Source organism: Aquabacterium sp. A08 (genome assembly GCF_011742065.1).
The window spans coordinates 1-21,228 of sequence record NZ_JAAQQT010000600.1 but is presented as its reverse complement, the minus strand read 5'-3'; the positions used below and the strand labels follow the sequence as shown (position 1 = coordinate 21,228).

Sequence of the window (21,228 nt, the reverse complement as noted above, 5' to 3'; positions counted from 1 at the left end):
TCCAACCCGTCCGGGTGCCGCACGAAGACCGCGTGTTCGCCGCTCACCGCCAGGTTGTCCACCACGATGTCGTTGTACGGCCGGCGGCCCAGGGTGGTGCGGGCCTTGGTCAGCGGGATTTCCTTGAGGTCCACGCCGTCGAGGGTGATTCTGAGGGTTGGCATCGGGGCTCCGGGTCGGGGGTCAGGCGGGCAGCAGGCGCGCCAGCAGGCCCTGGCGCTCGGTGTCGGGCGAGCACTGCACCAGCACCAGCGAAATGTTGTCGCGCCCGCCGGCCGCGTTGGCCGCGTCCAGCAGGGCCTGGCCGGCCTGGGCCAGCGGCGGGGCGTGCGTCAGGATCTGGGCGATCTCGCCGTCGCTGAGCATGTCGTTGAGCCCGTCGGAGCACAGCAGGTAGGTGTCGCCGGCCTGCACCACGTGTTCGCTCAGCTCCAGCGCCACCAGCGGCTCCACACCCACGGCGCGGGTCACCAGGTTTTTGTACTGGGCCACCCGCGCCATGTCGGGCGACAGCAGGCCGGCGTCGATCTGTTCCTGCAGCAGGGAATGGTCGCGCGTCAGCAAGGCCAGCTGGCCCTGGCGCAGCCGGTACAGCCGCGAGTCGCCGACGTGGCCCACCGTCAGCCGGGCGCCGCCGAACAGGGCGACCACCAGCGTGGTGGCCATGCCGCGCCAGTCGGGGCGCGACAGCGCGGCCTCGTAGATGGCCAGGTTGGCCGCCTCCACGCTGTGCTGCAGCGCGCGCCGCACCTCGCGCGGGGCGTTGCTGCCGCGGGGCAGGGCGGCGCGCAACTGGCGCTGCACCTCGGCCGTGGCCAGGGCGCTGGCCACCTCACCGGCGTTGTAGCCGCCCATGCCGTCGGCCAGCACCGCCAGGCCCAGGTCCCGGTCCACCGCCACCGCGTCTTCGTTGTTCGCGCGCACCCGCCCCCGGTCACTGAGGCTGAAGAAGTCGCATTTCATCGTGGTGGGCGCGGCGCGAGGAATGCGCCAGTGTAGCGCGTCACCGCCCGCGCTCCATGGCACGAGGCCCATGAAAAAACCGGCCGGCACCCGAAGGCGCCGGCCGGTTGGGGAGGGGGCGGGGCCGGCGTGTGCCGGCCCAGCCGCCTCAGAGCAGGGCTTTGAGCAGCTTGCCCATCTCGGACGGGTTGCGGGTGATGGTGAAACCGCACTCTTCCATGATGGCCAGCTTGGCGTCGGCCGTGTCGGCACCGCCGCTGATCAGCGCGCCGGCGTGGCCCATGCGCTTGCCCGGAGGCGCGGTCACGCCGGCGATGAAGCCCACGATCGGCTTCTTCATGTGGTCCTTGCACCAGCGCGCGGCTTCGGCCTCGTCCGGGCCACCGATCTCACCGATCATGATCACGGCGTCGGTGTCCGGGTCGTCGTTGAACATGCGCATCACGTCGATGTGCTTCAGGCCGTTGATCGGGTCGCCACCGATGCCGACGGCGCTCGACTGGCCAATGCCCAGTTCGGTCAGCTGTGCCACGGCTTCGTAGGTCAGGGTGCCGGAGCGGCTCACCACGCCCACGCGGCCCTTCTTGTGGATGTGGCCGGGCATGATGCCGATCTTGATCTCGTCGGGCGTGATCAGGCCGGGGCAGTTGGGGCCCAGCAGCAGGGTTTCCTTGCCGCCGGCGGCCACTTTGGCCTTCATGCGGTTGCGCACTTCCAGCATGTCACGGACGGGGATGCCTTCGGTGATGCAGATGGCCAAGTCCAGGTCGGCTTCCACCGCTTCCCAGATGGCGGCGGCGGCACCGGCCGGCGGCACGTAGATCACCGACACGGTGGCGCCGGTGTCCGACGCGGCTTCCTTGACGGAGGCGTAGATGGGGATGTCGAAAATCTTTTCGCCGGCCTTCTTCGGGTTCACACCGGCCACGAAGCAGTTCTTGCCGTTCGCGTATTCCTGGCACTTTTCGGTGTGGAACTGGCCGGTTTTGCCGGTGATGCCCTGGGTGATGACCTTGGTGTCTTTGTTGATCAGGATAGACATGTTCGTTTTCCTTTTCGCAGGGCTCAGGCGTTCACGGCGGCAGCGGCCTTTTGGGCGGCTTCGGCCATGGTGTCGGCGCTGATGATGGGCAGGCCGGATTCGGCCAGCATCTTCTTGCCCAGCTCTTCGTTGGTGCCCTTCATGCGCACCACCAGCGGCACGGTCAGGTTCACGGCCTTGCAGGCGGTGATGACGCCGTTGGCGATGGTGTCGCACTTCATGATGCCGCCGAAGATGTTGACCAGGATGGCCTTGACCTTGTCGTTCTTGAGCATGATCTTGAACGCTTCGGTCACCTTCTCGGGGGTGGCGCCGCCGCCCACGTCGAGGAAGTTGGCCGGCTCGGCGCCGAACAGCTTGATGGTGTCCATGGTGGACATGGCCAGACCGGCGCCGTTGACCAGGCAGCCGATGTTGCCGTCCAGGCTGATGTAGGCCAGGTCGAACTTGGAGGCCTCGATTTCGGCCGGGTCTTCCTCGTCCAGGTCGCGGAAGGCCACGATTTCCGGGTGGCGGAACAGCGCGTTGGCGTCAAAGTTGAACTTGGCGTCCAGGGCCATCAGGTCGCCCTTGGAGTCGCAGTTCAGCGGGTTGATTTCCACCAGCGACGCGTCGGTGTCCATGTAGCACTTGTAGATCTTGGCGAACAGGTCCACCGCCTGGTCCACGGAAGCGCCGGTCAGGCCGATGGCGGCCGCCACTTGGCGCGACTGCGCTTCGGTGATGCCGGTCAGCGGGTCGATCATCTCGGTGATGATCTTCTCGGGGGTGCTGTGCGCGACTTCCTCGATGTCCATGCCACCTTCGCTGGAAGCGATCAGCGCGACCTTCTGGGTGGCGCGGTCGGTCACCAGGGACACGTACAGTTCGTTCTTGATGTCGGCGCCGTCTTCGATGTAGAGGCGACGCACCTTCTGGCCTTCGGGGCCGGTCTGGTGGGTTTTGAGCTGCATGCCCAGGATCTGGCCAGCCAGTTCCTTGACCTGCTCGATGCTCTTGGCGACCTTGACGCCGCCGCCCTTGCCGCGGCCACCCGCGTGGATCTGGGCCTTGACGACCCACACCGGGCCGCCCAATTTCTGTGCAGCTTCGACCGCTTCTTGCACGGTGAAAGCGGGAATGCCCCGGGGAACCGGCACACCGAACTGACGCAAGATTTCCTTGCCTTGGTACTCGTGAATCTTCATGAAAATCGCTCTCTGAAAGAGTCAAACACAACACGTCCGCCCTGGGGGCAAGGAGCCGTGGGCATGGCGGCCACGGTTACGGTGCAACAGGCCAAAGGACACACGAAGCCCGAAATGTATCATGCGGGCCCAGCCCAAACTTGTGCCAAACTGACACAGCCCCCGGGTAAAGTGGCCGGGTCTGCACCGTCCCATACCCCCTGGAGAATGCCCCATGTCCCTCGTTTTCATTGACGGCGAAGCCGGCACCACCGGCCTGCAAATCCGCGAACGCCTGGCCGCCATGCCGGCGGTCGAACTGCTCAGCATCGCCCCCGAGCGGCGCAAGGACCCGGCCGCCAAGCGCGAGCTGATGGCCCAGGCCGACCTGGTGATCCTGTGCCTGCACGACGATGCGGCGCGCGAGTCGGTGGCCATGGTCGATGCCCTGAAGGTCGCGGGGCAGCGGGCGCCGCGCCTCATCGACGCCTCCACCGCCCACCGCGTGGCGCCGGGCTGGGTGTACGGCTTTCCCGAGTTGTGCGCCGGCCAGGCCGAGGCGGTGCGCAGCGCCGAACGCGTGGCCAACCCGGGCTGCTACGCCACCGGCGCCATCGCGCTGATCCGCCCGCTGGTGGACGCCGGCCTGCTGCCCGCCGACACCCCCTTGTGCCTGCCCAGTGTCAGCGGCTACACCGGCGGCGGCCGTCCCATGATCGAGGCCTACGAGGCCGGCACCGCCGCGCCGTTCGAGTTGTACGCCCTGGGCCTGGGGCACAAGCACATCCCCGAAATCATGGCCTGCACCGGGCTGACGCGCCGGCCGCTGTTCGTGCCGTCGGTGGCCAATTTCCCGCAGGGCATGCTGGTGCAGCTGCCGCTGCACCTGGACACCCTGCCCGGCCATGTGACCCTGGCCGACCTGCACAACGCCCTGGCCGCCCACTACGCCGGCAGCCACTGGGTGAACGTGCAGCCCGCCACCGACGACGGCAAGCTGGATGCCGTGGCCCTGGCCGGCACCAACCACCTGGAACTGCGGGTGTACGGCAGCGACGCGCACCGCCATGCGCTGCTGGTGGCGCGGCTGGACAACCTGGGCAAAGGCGCCAGCGGCGCCGCGGTGCAGAACCTGCAGTTGATGCTGGGGCTCTGAGGCCGCGGCCTCAGCGGTCGAACACCCGGCCGTCGCGGCGTTCGGCCGCGCCCGAGCGCACCAGCGCGCCCAGCAGGCCGTCCACCCAGGTGGACAGATCGGCCGGATCGCCCGCTTGGGCGTGCAGGCCTTGCAGGTAGGGCGTGCGCACGGCCCAGTCGCGCAGCGCGGGCTCGGCCACGTCGCGCCATTCCATCAGCTTGAACTTGAGCAGCACCTTGGCCGCGTAGGCGGTGTGCTGCGCCGGCGCCTGGCGGAACTGCGCCAGCCGGCTGCGGGCGCGGTCCAGGGCGGCGTTGACGGCGGTCTCGTCGCCCCCGAACACCGCGCCGTGGCCCGGGATCACGGTGCGCGGGCGCAGGCCAGCGATGAGCGCCAGCGTGTCGCCCACCTCGTCGAAGGCGCGCTGGCCTTCCAGCTCGGGGAAGACCACGCCAAAGCCGTTCTCCCACAGCGCATCGCCCGAGATCAGCACCCGCCAGTCGGGCTGGAACAGCAGCACCGCGTGCGGGTCGTGGCCGGGGGCGGCCAGCACCTGCCAGGGCAGGCCGGCCAGGGGCACTTCGGTGCCGGGCGCCAGCACCGCGTCGATGGCAAAGCGCGGGCAGGTCTGGCCGGTGGGGCGGTAGCTCAGGCGGGCGTCGTCCCAGGCGCGCACCGCGTCGGCTTCGCCCGGGGGGATGGCGGTGTGCAGGCCGGGGTAGCGCGCCTGCAGCGCGGCGTTGCCGCCGCAGTGGTCGCTGTGCAGGTGGGTGTTGAACAGGCGGTCCAACGGCCGCCCGCCCAGCGCGGCCGCCACCAGCGCCAGGGTCTGGTCGCGGTGGGTGGCGTAGCCGCTGTCCACCAGGGTGGCGCCTTCGGGTCCCACGGCCAGCACGTTGTTGGCCGACAGCCAACCGCGCTCGAACACCGTCAGCCCCGGCGGCAGGCGCGGGTCGGTGGCGTCGGTGGGCATCATTTCTGGCGCAATTCCCGCCGCAGAATCTTGCCGACGTTGCTCTTGGGCAGCTCGTCGCGGAACTCGATGTACTTGGGTCGCTTGTAGCCGGTGAAGTTGTCGTGGCAGTAGCGCAGCACGGCGTCTTCGCTCAGGGTCGGGTCGCTGCGCACCACGTACACCTTGATCGCCTCGCCCGAGTGCTCGTCGGGGACGCCCACGGTGGCGCATTCCAGCACGCCGGGGCAGAGCGAAATCACGTTGTCCAGCTCGGTCGGGAAGACGTTGAAGCCGGAGACGATGATCATGTCCTTCTTGCGGTCCACGATGCGGATGTAGCCGCGCTCGTCCATGACCCCGATGTCGCCGGTGCGCATGTAGCCGTCGGCGGTGAAGGTCTTGGCGGTTTCTTCCGGCTGGTTGTAGTAGCCGCGCATCACGTTCGGGCCCTGGATGCAGATCTCGCCGGTCTGGCCCGGTGGCAGGCTCTGACCGTGGTCGTCCTTGATGGCGATGTCGATGCCCGGCAGTGGCAGGCCGATGCTGCCAGTGAAGGCGGTGTTGGTGACCGGGTTGTTGGTGCCGATGGCGCAGGTCTCGCTCATGCCCCAGCCTTCGATCATGGCGCAGTGTGTGACCGCCTGCCACTGCTGGGCCGTGCCCTCGGACGCGGCCATGCCGCCGGCCTGAGACAGCACCAGGCTGGAGAAGTCGAGTTGGCGGAAGCGCGCGTTGTTCAGCAACCCGTTGAACAGGGTGTTGACGGCCGGCAGCACGTTGAACGGACGGCGCTTGAGCGTTTCGACGAACTTGGGGATGTCGCGCGGGTTGGGGATGAGGGTGGCGTGGGCGCCGTGGCGGATCACCAGCAACTCCAGCGTGAGCGCGAAGATGTGGTACAGCGGCAGCGCCATGATGTGGTTGGCGTGGCGCACGTCGCCGATCTTGCTCAGCGCCGGGGTGAACCAGGCCTCGGCCTGCAGCGTGGCGGCGATGACGTTGCCGTGCGTCAGCACCGCGCCCTTGGACAGGCCGGTGGTGCCGCCGGTGTACTGCAGAAAGGCGATGCTGTCGTGGTTGACGTCGGCTGGTTTGAGGCTGCGGCTCTGTCCGGCCTCCAGTGCCTGGCGGAAGGTCGTGACGGTGCGGGCACCGTGCGGGCCGGTCAGCGCCAGCTTGAACGGCGGCACCAGCTTGGCCAGGTGGCGCACGGCAAAGGTCATCCAGCGGCCGTACCAGAAGCCCAGCAGGTCGCCAAAGCCGGCCACCACCACGTGCTTGACCGGGGTGTGGTCGATCACCTCCTCCAGCGTGTGGGCGAAGTTTTCCAGAATGACGATGGCCTCGGCCCCCGAGTCCTTGAGCTGGTGTTCCAGTTCGCGCGCGGTGTAGAGCGGGTTGACGTTGACGCAGGTGTAGCCGGCGCGCAGCACGCCGGCCATGGTCACCGGGAACTGCGGCAGGTTGGGCAGCATGATGGCCACCCGTGCCCCGGTGGGCAGGTCCAGCGACTGCAGGTAGGCGCCCAGCGCGGTGCTCCATTCGTCGAGCTGGCCATAGCTCATCCAGCGGTCCATGCACACCGTGGCCGGTTCTTGGGCGTGGCGGCGGAACGATTCTTCAAACAGCGCGTTGAGCGAGCGGTACTGCGACGTGTCCACGTTGTGCGGGACGCCGGCGGGATAGCTCTGCAACCAGATTTTGTCCATGGGTGGTGTGGGGCCTGCCGGCCCGGTGTGAGGTGCGGTCATTGTGTGCCGTGCCGCCACCGGGTCAGGTCAGGGCAAGTCCCTAGGAACTGTCGCTCAAGGTACAGTTGCCGCCGCCTTGGACGCGGGCCATGACCCCTTGGCACTGTGGTGATTTCCTGACGCCGGGCTTGCAGTTTGAGGGAAAACCCTTATATTCCGGGCATGTCCACCTTTGTCCGCGCCCCCGCCCACACCCGAGCGCCCATTTGCGCCTTGGGCGCGGAACACCGCGCGGCCATGGCCGCCCACCTGCTGGGTCTGGGCGAACGCGACCGCTACCTGCGCTTCGGCTACCCGGCCCGCGATGAGCAGATCCGCCGCTACGTCGAGGGCATCCGTTTCGACCGCGACGAGGTGTTCGGCATCTTCAACCGCCGGCTGCAGCTGATCGCCATGGCCCATCTGGCCTATGCGGTGACGCCGGACCGCACCCACAGCGCCGAGTTCGGTGTCAGCGTGGGCGCCCACGCCCGCGGCCGGGGCTACGGCAACCAGCTGTTCGAGCGCGCCGTGATGCACGCACGCAACCACGGCGTGACCGAGCTGGAAATCCACGCCCTGAGCGAAAACTCGGCCATGCTGGCGATCGCGCGCAAGGGCGGCGCCCGCATCGTGCGCGAGGGCGGCGAAAGCGAGTGCCATCTGCAGCTGCCCCCGGCGGATTTCGAGTCGCACGTGACCGAGCTGCTGGAAGAGCAGGTGGCCCGCACCAACTACCACCTCAAGGCCCACACGCAGCAGTTCCGCCGCTTTCTGCGCCGCTTGCTGGGCCGCAGCGCCAGCGGTCAGCCGCCGGGCTGAGGGCCCCGGGCGGGCGGCGCGGTCACGGGCATGTTGTATCCTAGACCTCCCGCAACTACCGCCTTCTTTCCGTGGCCGATCCCTATCCCAGTCCGTCGCCGCACCGTGGGGTGCGGCACGAAGACAAGCGTGGTTTCCTGCAAAAGCTCGCCGAGTTCATCCACCCCGGACCGGACTCCAAGGACGAGCTGATCGAAACCCTGGCCGAGGCCGAGGACAACGACATCATCAACGCCGAGTCGCGGGTGATGCTTGAGGGGGTGATCCGCATCGCCGACATGAGCGCCGGCGACGTCATGGTGGCCGCGCCGCGCATGGACGCGCTGGACATCAACGCCCCGTTTCAGGAGCTGTTGCACACCGTCATCGAGACCGCGCACTCGCGCTTCCCGGTGTACGAGGGCGAGCGCGAGAACATCCTGGGCATCCTCATGGCCAAGGACCTGCTCAAGCTGCAGCGGGCCCCGGAACTGAACCTGCGCGCGCTGCTGCGCCCGGCGGTGTTCGTGCCCGAAAGCAAGGGCCTGAACGACCTGCTGCGCGAGTTCCGCGGCAACCGCAACCACCTGGCCATCGTCATCGACGAGTTCGGCCGCGTGGCCGGGCTCATCACCATCGAAGACGTGCTCGAAGAGATCGTCGGCGAGATCGAGGACGAGTTCGACGAGGGCGAGGACGAGGGCGACATTTTTGCCCTGGCCGACGGCACCTGGCGCGTCAGCGGCGACACCTCCATCGACATGGTGAACGACTGGTTCCAGGTGGACCTGCCGGTGGACGATTTCGAGACCATCGGCGGCATGGTGTCGCACGCCATGGGGCACGTGCCCAAGCGCGGCGAAAGCCACACCCTGGGCGGGCTGCTGTTCATGGTGCAGCACACCAAAGGCGGCGCGGTGAAGTGGTTCAAGGTGTCGCGCCCGGCGGAGACCGCGTGAGCCTGGCCGGGCGCGGCGCGGACTGGGCGCGGGCCGGCCGATGAGTCTGGAGCGCTGGGCCCCGTGGGCGCTGCTGCTGGCGGCGGGCTGGGCCCAGGCCGCGGCCCTGGCCTGGCCGGGCCCCAGCTGGGGCCTGCTGCGCGCGGGCGAGCCGGTGGCGGTGCTGCAGTGGGCGTCGCTGGCCTGGCTGGCTGGGGCGGTGCTGCGCGCGCCCAGTGGCCGGGCGGCGGCGGCCCGTGCCGGCGTGTTCGCCACGGCCTGGTTGAGCGCCACCTTCTGGTGGCTGTTCGTGTCCATGCACACCTACGGCGGGCTGGCCGCGCCGCTGGCGGCGTTGGCGGTGCTGGCCCTGGCCGCTTTTTTGTCGGTGTACTACGCGGGCGCCGGGGCGTTGTGCTGGCGCTGGCGTCGGCGTGGGCCATTGGCGTCGGCGCTGGCCTTTGCCGCGCTCTGGACCCTGGCCGAGTGGGCCCGGGGCACCTGGTTCACCGGCTTCCCCTGGGGCGCGGGCGGTTACGCCCAGGTCGATGCGCTGGCCGCGCTGGCGCCCTACGTGGGCGTGTACGGCATGGGCGCGGTGAGCGCCTTCCTGGCGGCGTGGGCGGCCGGGGGCGCGCGGCAGGCTGGCCCGGGGCGTGGCCGGGTGCCCGCAGGCCGGTTGTGGGCCGTGGGCCTGGCCTTGCCGCTGATGGCGCTGCCCTGGGTGGGCCGTGGCTGGGCCGAGGCCATGCCCGTCCACACCGTGCCGGCCGGGCGCCTGCCGGTCACCTTGTTGCAGGGCAATATTCCGCAGAACGAGAAGTTTGAAGCCGGCAGCGGCGTGCCGCTGGCCCTGGCCTGGTACGGCGAGCAGCTGCAGGCCGCGGCGGCGCGCCGCCCGGGTGGGCTGGTGGTGGCCCCGGAAACCGCCGTGCCCCTGCTGCCGCAGGACCTGGCGCCCGGCTACTGGGACGGCTTGCAGCAGGCCGCCCAGGGCGCCCCGGCTGCCCTGCTGCTGGGGGTGCCGCTGGGCAACTGGGCCGACGGCTACACCAACTCGGTGGCCGGCTGGGCCGGGGCCGACCCCACCCCCTACCGCTACGACAAGCACCACCTGGTGCCCTTTGGTGAGTTCATTCCCTGGGGTTTCCGCTGGTTCACCGAGCTGATGCACATCCCGCTGGGCGATTTCCGCCGGGGCGCGCTGGCGCAGCCGCCGCTGGCCTGGGCCGGGCAGCGCATCGCGCCCAACGTCTGTTACGAGGACGTGTTCGGCGAAGAGCTGGCGGCCTCGTTCCGCGACCCGGCGCAGGCGCCCACGGTGCTGGTGAACGTGAGCAACCTGGCCTGGTTCGGCGACACGGTGGCGATCGACCAACACCGCCACATGTCGCGCTTGCGGGCGCTGGAGCTGGAACGGCCCATGCTGCGCGCCACCAACACTGGCGCCACGGCGGTGATCGACCACCGCGGCCGGGTGCAGGCCGAACTGCCGCGCCTGACCCGCACCGTGCTGGAGGCCGAGGTGGAGGGCCGCCACGGCGTGACGCCTTACGCCCGGTGGGCCGGCAGTTGGGGCCTGTGGCCGCTGGTGGCGCTGTGCCTGGGGGTGTTGGCCGGTTTGGCCGTCTGGGGCCGCGCAGCCCGCACCTAGGGTCTGCCCTGACCCCGCCCGGGCCGTGGGCGGGCTACAGTGCCTGGGCTCGCTGGCCGGGCCGGCAGGGGCTGGCCGCCGGCGCGAAAGGTTCGCCATGCCCAGTCCCCAGCAAGTGCACATCGACACCGTGATGCGGACGGTGGGGGGTGGCTTGGCTCCTTGGGACGTCCACCCCGTCGACGCGGTGATCCACGATTCCTGGCGGCGCTGCGTCAGCGACCACCGGCTGGACCCGACCCGCATGCAAGAGGCGGTGATCCTGCCGGGCCACCGCCTGCGCGAACACCAGGACCAGTTGGACGCCTTTCTGCAGATCGCCCGCCATGGCCTGGAGTCGCTCTACGCCCAGGTGGCCGGGCTGGGCTACTGTGTGCTGCTGACCGATGCGCGCGGGGTGACCGTCGACTTCCTGGGCGACTTGGTGTGCGAGCCCAGCCTGCGCAAGGCCGGCCTTTACCTGGGTGCGGACTGGAGCGAGCCGCTGGCCGGCACCTGTGGCGTGGGCACCTGCATCGCCACCGGCGAGGCGCTGACGGTGCACCGCACCGACCACTTCGACGCCACCCACATTCCCCTGACCTGCACCGCTGCGCCGGTTTACGACGACCAGGGTCGGCTCACCGCCGTGCTCGACATTTCGGCCCTGAGCGCGCCTTCCGGCAAAGAGAGCCAGCACCTGGCCTTGCAACTGGTCAAGGTCTACGCCGGCCACATCGAGAACGCCAGCTTTTTGCAGCGCTTCCGCCGCCACTGGGTGCTGCGCCTGAGCCGGGCACCGCAGTTCCTGGACGTGCACCCGGAGTGGTTGCTGGCGCTGGATGAGGGCGGGCGCGTCGTCGGCCACAACCGGGCGGCGCAGTTGGCCCTCGAGGCCGAGGTGGGCGGCCCGGTGCTGGGTTGCGCCTTCGAGCGCCTGTTCGACCTGCCCCTGGCGGCGCTGGCGCGCTACACCGAGGGGGTGCCCGGCGACCGCCGCGCGGTGACCCTGGCCGGCAGCGGCCACGTGCGCTTCCTGCGGGCCACGCCCCCGCCACCGGCCCCCCGGCCCGCCCGCGTGGTCGATGCCGGCGTGCCCGCGCCGCTGGCGGCCCTGTCGGGCGGCGACCCGGTGCTGGACCGTCTGATCGAGCGGGCAGGGCGCCTGGTCAATTCGCCGGTCAACATGCTGCTGACCGGCGAAACCGGCACTGGCAAGGAATACCTGGCGCGGGCCCTGCACGAGGCCAGTGAGCGCCGGCGCCAACCCTTCGTGGCGGTCAATTGCGCGGCCATCCCCGAGTCGCTGATCGAGAGCGAATTGTTCGGCCACCTGCCTGGCAGCTTCTCCGGCGCCGGCCCGCGCGGCAAACGCGGCCTGATCCAGGAGGCCGACGGCGGCACCCTGTTCCTCGACGAGATCGGCGACATGCCCCTGGCGCTGCAGGCGCGGCTGCTGCGGGTGCTGGCCGAGCACGAGGTGCTGCCCATCGGCGCCACGCGCCCGGTGGCGGTGAGCCTGCGGGTGGTGGCTGCCACCCACTGCGACCTGGTGGCCGCGGTGCGCGCCGGGCGCTTCCGCGACGACCTGTACTACCGCCTCAACGGCGCACATTTTCAGTTGCCGCCGCTGCGGGAACGGGCCGACCTGGCTTGGCTGGTGGACCGCATGCTGCAGGCCGGCAGCGCTCCAGTAGCGGCCCTGTCGCCGGCGGCGCGGGCCTTGCTGGCAATCCATCCCTGGCCGGGCAACCTGCGCGAGTTGCGCAACGTGCTGGACTACGCCCGCTCGCTGTGTCGTGGCGGCGTCATCACCCCCGACGACCTGCCCGAAGCTTTGGTGACAACAGGGGGCTGCGTGGAGGCGGCGACCGCCGAGCCGCCACGGCTCGCGGTGGAGCATCCCGCCGGGGCGTCCGAGCCGGTGTCCGTGGCCCCTGGTCAGCCCCCGGCCGACACGCCCGCGCAGGCCCTGCACGACGCCCTGCGCGCCAGCGGCTGGAACGTGGCCGAGGCCGCGCGCCGGCTCGGCCTTTCCCGCATGACGCTGTACCGCCGCATGCAGCGCTGGGGGGTGGCGTCGCCCAACCGCCGCGACGGCGCAGCGCCACCGTCGGGCGCCTGACCCTCCTGTTGTGACACACGCGGTGTGACACGTGTCACGTGCGCTGCGGCACCTGTCACGGTCGGCAGGCCGCGCTGCGCGGGTTAACCCGGACGAAAACCGGGTCACGCGGTCGGTGCGGGTTGGTACGCCATTTGCGCCATCTGAAGGGCCGGCAGCGACCGGCGTGACACACCTTCAGGAGACAAAGCATGCAAGCACAACACACGGCGAGCCAGCAGGCCGCCGACTGGCTGGCGGCCTTCGGCGCCGCCCTGGACCGCCGCGACATCGACGCCGCCGTGGGCCTGTTTGGCGACGAGAGCTACTGGCGCGACCTGGTGTCGTGGACCTGGAACATCAAGACCGTGGAAGGCCCGGCCCAGATCCGCGACCTGCTGGAGCACACCCTGGCGCAGGTCAAGCCGAGCGCCTGGGCGCTCGACGGCGAGGCGACCGAAACCGATGGCGTGGTCGAGGCCTGGTTCACCTTCGAGACCGCTGTGGCCCGGGGCAAGGGCCTGCTGCGCCTGAGAGGCGGCCGTTGCTGGACGCTGCTGACCACCATGGTCGAGCTCAAGGGCTTCGAGGAAAAGAAGGGCGAGCGCCGCATCGCCGGGGCCGAGCACGGCGTGCACCCCGGCCGCAAGACCTGGGCCGAACTGCGCGCCGAAGAGCAGGCCACGCTGGGCTACAGCGTGCAGCCCGACGTGGTGGTGATCGGCGGCGGGCAGGGCGGCATCGCGCTCGGCGCGCGGCTGCGCCGCCTGGGGGTGCCCACCATCATCGTGGAGAAGAACGCCCGCGCTGGCGACAGCTGGCGCAACCGCTACAAGAGCCTGTGCCTGCACGACCCGGTCTGGTACGACCACCTGCCCTACATGCCGTTTCCGGACGACTGGCCGGTGTTCGCGCCCAAGGACAAGGTCGGCGACTGGCTGGAGGCTTACACCAAAATCATGGAGCTGAACTACTGGAGCTCCACCCTCGCCAAAAACTGCCGCTGGGACGAGGCCAGCCAGCGCTGGGAGGTGACGGTCGAACGCGAGGGCCAGACCGTGGTGCTGCGGCCCAAAGAGCTGGTCATCGCCCTGGGCGTGTCGGGCTACGCCAACGTGCCCAAGATCCCGGGGGCCGAGACCTTTTTGGGCGAGCAGCACCACTCCAGCAAGCACACCAGTTCCGAGCCCTACCGCGGCAAAAAGTGCGTGGTGCTCGGCTCCAACAATTCGGCCCACGACATTTGCGCGGCGCTGTGGGAAAACGGCGCCGACGTGACCATGGTCCAGCGCTCGTCCACCCACATCGCTCCGTCGGCCGCGCTGATGGAGTTGGCCCTCGGGGGGCTGTACAGCGAACAGGCGGTGAAAAACGGCATCGACCACCACAAGGGCGATCTGATCTTTGCCAGTGTGCCGTACAAGATCATGCACACCTTTCACATCCCGGTGTACGAGGAGATGCAGCGGCGCGAGGCCGACTTCTACGCCCGGCTGGAAAAGGCCGGCTTCATCCTGGATTTCGGCGCCGACGGCTCCGGCCTGTTCATGAAGTACCTGCGGCGCGGCTCCGGCTACTACATCGACGTGGGGGCCAGCGAACTGGTGGCCAACGGCAGTGTCAAGCTCAAGAGCGGGGTGAACATCGAAAGGATCAACCCGCGTTCGGTGACGCTGACCGATGGCAGCGAACTGGAAGCCGACCTGATCGTCTACGCCACCGGCTTCGGCTCAATGAACCACTGGCTGGCCGACTTGATATCGCCCGAGGTGGCCGATCGCGTGGGCAAGGTCTGGGGCCTGGGCAGCAACACGCCCAAGGACCCGGGCCCGTGGGAGGGTGAGCTGCGCAACATGTGGAAGCCGACCCAGGTGCCGCACCTGTGGATCCACGGCGGCAACCTGCACCAGAGCCGGCACTACTCGCAGTTTCTGTCGCTGCAGCTGAAGGCGCGCATGGCCGGCATTCCCACCCCGGTGTACGGCCAGGCCGAGGTGCACCACCTGCGTTGACGCCCCGGTGGCGCCCGGTCGGACGGGGCGATCTAAAATGGCATGTTGCCCAAAGGCGGCGCGGGTCTTGCGGCCCCGCCGCCTTTGCATGAAGTCCTAGCCCCCCGTCCGATGCTGACCTTTCAACAAATCATCCTCAAGCTCCAGGCCTACTGGGACGCCCAGGGCTGTGCCCTGCTGCAGCCCTACGACATGGAAGTAGGCGCCGGCACCAGCCACACCGCCACCTTCCTGCGCGCCATTGGCCCCGAGCCCTGGAAGGCCGCCTATGTGCAGCCCAGCCGCCGGCCCAAGGACGGCCGCTACGGCGAGAACCCCAACCGCCTGCAGCACTACTACCAGTACCAGGTGGTCTTGAAGCCCGCGCCGGCCAACATCCTGGAGTTGTACCTGGGCTCGCTGGAGGCGCTGGGCTTCGACCTGAAGAAGAACGACATCCGCTTCGTGGAAGACGACTGGGAGAATCCCACGCTGGGCGCCTGGGGCCTGGGCTGGGAGGTCTGGCTCAACGGCATGGAGGTGACGCAGTTCACCTACTTCCAGCAGGTGGGCGGCATCGACTGCAAACCCGCCACCGGCGAAATCACCTACGGCCTGGAGCGCCTGGCCATGTATTTGCAAGGGGTGGACAACGTCTACAACCTGCAGTGGACCGACACCTTGAAGTACGGCGACGTGTACCACCAGAACGAGGTGGAGCAGAGCACCTACAACTTCGAGCATTCGGACGCCGAGTTCTTGTTCACCGCCTTCGGCGCCCACGAAAAGCAGGCCCAGTACCTGATGGCGCAGCAGCTGGCGCTGCCGGCCTACGAGCAGGTGCTCAAGGCCGCCCACACCTTCAACCTGCTGGACGCGCGCGGCGCCATTTCGGTGACCGAGCGCGCCGCCTACATCGGCCGCATCCGTAACCTGGCGCGCGCCGTGGCCCAGGCGTACTACGAAAGCCGGAATCGCCTTGGTTTTCCAATACTGACTGCGGTGGAGGCGGCGCAACGGCTGACACCCGAGCAATTGGACAAGATTGCCGATCAAGCCCGGAAGAGCAACGTACAAGCTGCCTTGCTGGACATCAATTTGCCCCCGAAATCGGGCCAGCCACAGCAGCCAAAGATCTGAATATGACGACAAAAAACCTCCTCGTCGAACTGTTCGTGGAAGAACTGCCGCCCAAGGCGCTGCCCAAGCTGGGCGACGCCTTTGCCGGCGTGCTGGCCGAGCAACTCAAGGCCCAGGGCCTGGCCGGCGCGAATTCGGTGGTGACGCCGTTCGCCTCGCCGCGCCGCCTGGCCGCCCACGTCACCCACGTGGCGCTCAAGGCCGAAGACAAAGCCGTGCAGCAAAAGCTGATGCCGGTGTCGGTGGCGCTGACCGCCGACGGCCAGGCCACCCCGGCGCTGCTGAAGAAACTGCAGTCGCTGGGCGCGGACGTGTCCGACCCGGCCGCCGCCGTGGCCGCGCTCAAGCGCCAGGGCGAAGGCAAGGCCGAAGCGCTGTTCTACGACAGCCTGGTCACCGGCGCCACGCTGGACACCGGCCTGCAAAAGGCGCTGGACGAAGCGATAGCCAAGCTGCCGATTCCCAAGGTCATGACCTACCAGCTGGAGACCGATTGCGAGCTGCCCGGCTGGAGCAGCGTGCACTTCGTGCGCCCGGCGCACGGCCTGGTGGCGCTGCACGGCGAGACCGTGGTGCCCGTCAAGGCGCTGGGCCTGACGGCCGGCCACACCACCCAGGGCCACCGCTTTGAAGCGGCCCAGTCCCGGGTCGAAATTCCCAACGCCGACGCCTACGCCCAGACCCTTCGCGACGACGGCGCGGTGATCGCCAGCTTCGCCGAGCGCAAGGCCGAGATCGCGCGCCAACTGGCCGCCGCCGCGGCACAAGTGGGCAACGGTTGCCGCCCCATTGAGGACGAGGCCCTGCTGGACGAGGTGACCGCGCTGGTGGAGCGCCCCAACGTGCTGGTGTGCCAGTTCGAAAAAGAGTTTCTGGACGTGCCGCAGGAGTGCCTGATCCTGACGATGAAGGCCAACCAGAAGTACTTCCCGCTGCTGGACGCGGCCGGCAAGCTGACGAACCAGTTCCTGGTGGTCAGCAACATCCGCCCGGCGGACCCGAGCGCGGTGATCGGCGGCAACGAGCGCGTGGTGCGCCCGCGCCTGGCCGATGCCAAGTTCTTCTTCGACCAGGACCGCAAAAAGACGCTGGAGAGCCGCGTGCCCGGTCTGGCCAAGGTGGTGTACCACAACAAGCTGGGCACCCAGGGCGAGCGCAGCGAGCGGGTGCGTGCCATTGCCCACGCCATCGTCAACCAGTGGCGCCTGGCCACGGTGCCCTTCGGCGTGGACGAGAAAGACCACTTCGACGTGCTCGACAGCAAGGTGCAGCAAGCCGCCTTGCTGGCCAAGACCGACCTGCTGACCGACATGGTGGGCGAGTTCCCCGAGCTGCAAGGCATCATGGGCGGCTACTACGCGCGCCATGAAGGGCTGCGCGACGGCGTGGCCATTGCCATCGAGGACCACTACAAGCCCCGATTTGCCGGCGACGCGCTGCCGCGCAACCACACCGGCACCGTGCTGGCGCTGGCCGACAAGCTGGAAACCCTGGTGGGCATGTTCGGCATCGGCAACCTGCCCACCGGTGACAAAGACCCGTTCGCGCTGCGCCGCCACGCCTTGGGCGTGGTCCGCATCCTCACCGAAAAGCAACTGCCGCTGGATCTGCCTGCCCTGCTGCAAGCGGCCGCGCAACCGTTTGGCGAACTGATCACCAACCCCACCGCTGCGCTGCTGGACTTCATGCTGGACCGCCAGGCCGTCAGCCTGCGCGACCAGGGCTACAGCGCCCAGGAGGTGGATGCGGTGCTGGCGCTCAAACCCGCCCGCCTGAGCGAGGTGGCGCAGCGCCTGGCCGCGGTGCGGGCCTTTGCCGCGCTGCCCGAAGCGCCGGCCCTGGCCGCCGCCAACAAGCGGGTGGGCAACATCCTGAAGAAGGCCGAGGGCGCGGTGCAGCCCGAGGTCAACCCGGCGTTGTTGAAAGAGGCCGCCGAGGCCGCACTGGCCGCCGCGCTGGCGCAGGTGGCGCCCGCCGCCCAGGCCGCGTTCGAGCGCGGCGACCACACCGCCAACCTGCAGGCCCTGGCCGCGCTGAAGGCGCCGGTGGACACCTTCTTCGACCAGGTCATGGTCAACGCCGACGACCCGGCGCTGAAAGCCAACCGCCTGGGCCTCTTGGCCAGCCTGCACGCGGCCATGAACCGCGTGGCCGACCTGTCGCGCCTGGCGGCCTGAACCCGCGCCCCGCACCATGCCGCAACACGGCCGCCTCATCGTCCTGGACCGGGACGGCACCCTCGGGGCCGACCCCGAGGACTTCGTCCGCTCCCCCGACGACTGGCAGCCCCTGCCGGGCGCGCTGGAGGCGGTGGCGCGGCTCAACCACGCCGGCTGGCGGGTGGTGGTCGCGTCCAACCAGTCGGGCCTGGGGCGGGGCCTGTTCGACGTGGCCACCCTCAACGCCGTGCACGCCCGCATGCACAAGCTGCTGGCCGGCGTGGGCGCGCGGGTGGAGGCGGTGTTTTTCTGCCCCCACGCACCCGAAGACGATTGCGACTGTCGCAAGCCCGCGCCGGGCCTGTTCTTGCAAATTGCCCGTCGCCTGGGCGTGCCGCTGGCGCAGATCGTGGCCGTCGGCGACTCGGTGCGCGACGCCCAGGCCGCCGTGGCCGCGGGCTGCGAAGCGCACCTGGTGCTGACCGGCCAGTCCGAGCCTTACCGCCTGGGCGGTGCGCCCGACGGCTTGCCGCCCGGCGTGGCCCAGCACCTCGACCTCAATGCCTTCGCCGACGCCGTGCTGGCGCGCGAGGCCCAGAAAGCCCTTGGATGAACGCCCTTCGCTCGGTTTTGCACCTGTTGTTCATGGCGGTCACGGTGGTGCCGTGGGCACTGGCGGTGCTGTTGGCGGCGCCTTTCCTCAACAGCACCCGCATCTACTGGTTCTGTGTCGGCTGGTTGCGCCTGGCGGTGTGGGGCGGGCGCTGGATCCTGGGCATCCGCAACCGCGTCATCGGTTGGGACAACCTGCCGGTGGGCAGCACCGCGCCGGCGGTGTTGTTGGTCAAGCACCAGTCCACCTGGGAAACCTTCGCCATGCCCACGCTGATGCCGCACCCGCTGGCCTACGTGTTCAAGAAAGAGCTGCTGCGCGTGCCCTTCTTTGGCTGGGCCATGGCCAAGATGGACATGATCCACATCGACCGCTCGCAGCGCGCGCGCGCCTTCGCCAAGGTGGTGCAGCAGGGGCGGCGGCTGCTGGCGCAGGGCACCTGGGTCATCATGTTCCCCGAGGGCACCCGCATCGAGCGCGGCCAGCGGGGCGAGTACAAAACCGGTGGCACCCGGCTGGCGATCCAGACCGGCGCGCCGGTGATCCCGGTCGCCGTGACCTCGGCCAAGTGCTGGCCGCGCAAGGCGCTGTTCAAGCGCCCGGGCGTGGTGGAGTTTTCCATCGGCAAGCCGATTCCCAGCGAGGGCCGCAAAGCCGAGGAGTTGATGGCCGAGGTGGAGGCCTGGATCGAGGCGGAGATGCAGCGGCTCGACCCCGACGCCTATGCCCACACCCCGGCCAAGCCCGTCTGAGGTGCCGCTGGCGGGCGGCCAGCTCGACCTGTTTGCGCCGCCGCTCGCCGCCGTGCCTGGGGCCGCCCGCGGCACGCCGCTCCACCCGGACCGGGCCCGGCCAGCCGTTTCGCCGCCGGTGCCGGCCCCTGTTCCTGTTCTTGTTCCTGGGCCCGGACCCCTTCCCGGGCCTGTGCCTGTGTCATCGCCCACGCCGGACCCGCTGCGGCACCCGCGCGCCAACCGCGCCTGCCGCCTCGGCGGGGTGACCGTGGCCTACGAATTCCAGCGCGGGCAGCGCCGTACCGTGGGCCTGAACGTCGGCCCCTTGGGCCTGAGCGTGCGCGCCCCGCGCTGGACGCCGCTGGCCGAGGTGGAGGGGTTTCTGCAGGCCAAGGCAGACTGGGTGCTGGACAAGTTGCGCCAGGTGCAGGAGCGCCAGCGCCAAGCCCCGCCGGCCCAGGTCTGGGCCGAGGGCGCGCGCATCGCCTACCTCGGGCAGGCGCGGCTGCTGGTGCGCGACCCGGCGCACGGCTTCGAGGGCGCCGGGGCGGCGCTGCAGGGCGACCGCCTGCTGGTGGGCCTGCCGCTGCAGGCCGGCCCCGAACAGTGGCGCCAAACGGTGCAGGCCTGGCTGCGGCGCGAGGCGCTGGCGCTGTTCACCCAGCGCCTCAACCACTTCGCCCCGCAACTGGGGGTGCGCCACACCCGGGTCGGTCTGTCCAATGCCGGCACCCGCTGGGGCAGCGCCCGCGCCGATGGCGCCATCCGCCTGCACTGGCGGCTGGTCCAGCTGCCGCCGGCGCTGATCGACTACGTGGTGGTGCACGAACTCAGCCACCTGCGCGAGATGAACCACAGCCCCGCGTTCTGGCGGGTGGTCGAAAGCGTGCTGCCCGACCAGGACGAACGCCGCCGCGCGCTGCGCCGCATCCGCCTGCCCAGCGACTGAGTGCGGACCGGCGCGTCGTGCTGGGCACCGCGAGGGCGCCGAGGTAAGATGAACGCATGACGTTGACGTAAACGTCAATGCTTCCCGCATGCTGGCAGTGACCGCAACCGCAACCGCAACCGCAACCGCAACCGCAACCGCAACCGCAACCGCAACCGCAACCGCAACCGCCCCTGCCCACCCCACGACACCGGACCGGGCCCCGCCCATGGCACACGCACACACCTACACCATCAGCGACCTGGCCAAGGAATTCGACCTCACCACCCGGGCCATCCGGTTTTACGAGGACATGGGCCTGCTGCAGCCGCAACGCGAAGGGCCGGGCGGGCGCAACCGCGTGTACTCGGCGCGCGACCGCACCCGGCTGCGCCTGACGCTGCGCGCCAAGCGCCTGGGCCTGAGCCTGACCGAGGCCAAAGACCTGATCGACATGTACGACAGCCCGCGCGATTCCGGGCCGCAGCTGCGCAAGTTCCTGGTGGTGCTGGCCGAGCACAAGCGCCGCATCGAGGAGCAGATGGCCGACCTGCAGGCCAACCTCGACGAGCTCAAGGCCCACGAGAAGGAGGCCAAGGCGCTGCTGGCCAAGCTCGGCGCTTGAGCGCTGCGGCCGACCCGGCCGGGCAACCTCGGGAAAACCAGTGACCCCGCCGGTCCCCATTCGCGCCATAATTGACGTTTACGTAAACGTCAACAAAAGAACGCCATGACGACCCCTGCCGCCGCCCCCCCCGACACCGCCGCGCTGCGCGCCCGTGTGCAGGCCAGCCTGGCCCGCCAGGGCATGATGCAGCACCTGGGCGTGCGCCTGCTGGAGGTGGCGCCGGGCCAGGTGACGCTGGCCTTGCCCTACGGCGACCGGGTGACGCAGCAGCAAGGCGGCTTTCACGGCGGGGCCATGGGCGCGCTGGCCGACATCGCCGGCGGCTACGCCGGGCTCACCGTGGCGCCCGAGGGCATGGAGGTCACCACCGTGGAGTTCAAGATCAACTTCCTGGCCGCCTTCCAGAACGGCGAGCTGCACGCCACCGGCCGCGTGGTGCGCGCCGGCCGGCGCCTCATCGTCACCACCGCCGAGGTGGTGCACGTGGCGCCCGACGGCCGCCGCAGTGCCTGCGCGGTGATGCAGCAAACCCTGGCCCCCGTGCCCCAGACCTACTGAACGCCCC

At 69.6% G+C, this 21,228-nt stretch carries 19 protein-coding genes; 13 read left to right on the top strand and 6 right to left on the bottom strand.

The window, feature by feature from the left end; translation table 11 throughout:
- The 4 genes from HA630_RS23565 to sucC form a co-directional block, all read right to left on the bottom strand.
- On the bottom strand, positions 1-164 hold a 164-nt coding region (locus HA630_RS23565), incomplete at its 3' end, for an FHA domain-containing protein (protein ID WP_166834198.1).
- A gap of 19 nt (positions 165-183) precedes the next feature.
- On the bottom strand, positions 184-963 hold the full coding sequence (locus HA630_RS08970; RefSeq protein WP_166834196.1) for a Stp1/IreP family PP2C-type Ser/Thr phosphatase: 780 nt from the start codon (positions 961-963) through the stop codon (positions 184-186).
- 148 nt (positions 964-1,111) lie between these two features.
- Entirely contained in the window at positions 1,112-2,005 is an 894-nt protein-coding gene (sucD, locus tag HA630_RS08965; protein WP_166834194.1) for a succinate--CoA ligase subunit alpha, read from the bottom strand.
- Between the two features lie 23 nt (positions 2,006-2,028).
- Positions 2,029-3,192: an ADP-forming succinate--CoA ligase subunit beta gene (sucC, locus tag HA630_RS08960; RefSeq protein ID WP_166834192.1), complete on the bottom strand. Its 1,164-nt coding sequence runs from the start codon at positions 3,190-3,192 to the stop codon at positions 2,029-2,031.
- 214 nt (positions 3,193-3,406) lie between these two features.
- On the opposite strand from sucC, the gene argC reads away from it, so the two are divergent.
- Positions 3,407-4,327, top strand: coding sequence for an N-acetyl-gamma-glutamyl-phosphate reductase (argC, locus tag HA630_RS08955; protein ID WP_166834190.1), 921 nt, complete (start codon positions 3,407-3,409; stop codon positions 4,325-4,327).
- A gap of 10 nt (positions 4,328-4,337) precedes the next feature.
- On the opposite strand, the gene HA630_RS08950 is transcribed toward argC, so the two are convergent.
- Positions 4,338-5,285 (bottom strand): MBL fold metallo-hydrolase, encoded by a 948-nt coding sequence (locus HA630_RS08950; RefSeq protein ID WP_371809233.1) that lies wholly within the window; start codon positions 5,283-5,285, stop codon positions 4,338-4,340.
- Positions 5,282-6,973 carry an AMP-binding protein gene (locus HA630_RS08945; RefSeq protein ID WP_166834186.1) on the bottom strand — a complete coding sequence of 564 codons (1,692 nt, stop codon included), beginning with the start codon at positions 6,971-6,973 and terminating at the stop codon, positions 5,282-5,284. Before HA630_RS08945 ends, HA630_RS08950 begins: the two co-directional genes overlap by 4 nt.
- A gap of 204 nt (positions 6,974-7,177) precedes the next feature.
- On the opposite strand from HA630_RS08945, the gene HA630_RS08940 reads away from it, so the two are divergent.
- The 12 genes from HA630_RS08940 (at position 7,178) to HA630_RS08885 (ending at position 21,221) form a co-directional block, all read left to right on the top strand.
- Complete coding sequence (locus tag HA630_RS08940; protein WP_166834184.1) at positions 7,178-7,816, top strand: GNAT family N-acetyltransferase; 639 nt, start codon at positions 7,178-7,180, stop codon at positions 7,814-7,816.
- Between the two features lie 71 nt (positions 7,817-7,887).
- Entirely contained in the window at positions 7,888-8,754 is an 867-nt protein-coding gene (locus HA630_RS08935) for a transporter associated domain-containing protein (RefSeq protein ID WP_166834183.1), read from the top strand.
- Between the two features lie 40 nt (positions 8,755-8,794).
- Complete coding sequence (gene lnt, locus HA630_RS08930) at positions 8,795-10,387, top strand: apolipoprotein N-acyltransferase (protein WP_166834181.1); 1,593 nt, start codon at positions 8,795-8,797, stop codon at positions 10,385-10,387.
- A gap of 97 nt (positions 10,388-10,484) precedes the next feature.
- Positions 10,485-12,491 carry a sigma-54-dependent Fis family transcriptional regulator gene (locus tag HA630_RS08925; protein WP_166834179.1) on the top strand — a complete coding sequence of 669 codons (2,007 nt, stop codon included), beginning with the start codon at positions 10,485-10,487 and terminating at the stop codon, positions 12,489-12,491.
- A 191-nt stretch (positions 12,492-12,682) separates the two neighbouring features.
- Positions 12,683-14,482 (top strand): NAD(P)/FAD-dependent oxidoreductase, encoded by a 1,800-nt coding sequence (locus HA630_RS08920; RefSeq protein ID WP_166834177.1) that lies wholly within the window; start codon positions 12,683-12,685, stop codon positions 14,480-14,482.
- 111 nt (positions 14,483-14,593) lie between these two features.
- Positions 14,594-15,601 carry a glycine--tRNA ligase subunit alpha gene (glyQ, locus tag HA630_RS08915; RefSeq protein ID WP_166834175.1) on the top strand — a complete coding sequence of 336 codons (1,008 nt, stop codon included), beginning with the start codon at positions 14,594-14,596 and terminating at the stop codon, positions 15,599-15,601.
- A 2-nt stretch (positions 15,602-15,603) separates the two neighbouring features.
- A complete protein-coding gene (glyS, locus tag HA630_RS08910) occupies positions 15,604-17,778 on the top strand; it encodes a glycine--tRNA ligase subunit beta (protein WP_166834173.1) in 2,175 nt (724 codons plus the stop codon).
- A gap of 16 nt (positions 17,779-17,794) precedes the next feature.
- Positions 17,795-18,373: a D-glycero-beta-D-manno-heptose 1,7-bisphosphate 7-phosphatase gene (gmhB, locus tag HA630_RS08905; protein ID WP_166834171.1), complete on the top strand. Its 579-nt coding sequence runs from the start codon at positions 17,795-17,797 to the stop codon at positions 18,371-18,373.
- Positions 18,370-19,125 (top strand): 1-acyl-sn-glycerol-3-phosphate acyltransferase, encoded by a 756-nt coding sequence (locus HA630_RS08900; protein WP_166834169.1) that lies wholly within the window; start codon positions 18,370-18,372, stop codon positions 19,123-19,125. The genes gmhB and HA630_RS08900 overlap by 4 nt, the downstream gene beginning before the upstream one ends.
- Positions 19,126-19,303: 178 nt before the next feature.
- Positions 19,304-20,056, top strand: a complete 753-nt coding sequence (locus HA630_RS08895) for a M48 family metallopeptidase (protein WP_371809232.1) — start codon at positions 19,304-19,306, stop codon at positions 20,054-20,056.
- A gap of 208 nt (positions 20,057-20,264) precedes the next feature.
- Positions 20,265-20,660 (top strand): MerR family DNA-binding transcriptional regulator, encoded by a 396-nt coding sequence (locus HA630_RS08890; protein WP_166834166.1) that lies wholly within the window; start codon positions 20,265-20,267, stop codon positions 20,658-20,660.
- 105 nt (positions 20,661-20,765) lie between these two features.
- Positions 20,766-21,221 (top strand): PaaI family thioesterase, encoded by a 456-nt coding sequence (locus HA630_RS08885; RefSeq protein WP_166834164.1) that lies wholly within the window; start codon positions 20,766-20,768, stop codon positions 21,219-21,221.
- Positions 21,222-21,228: the final 7 nt, after the last annotated feature.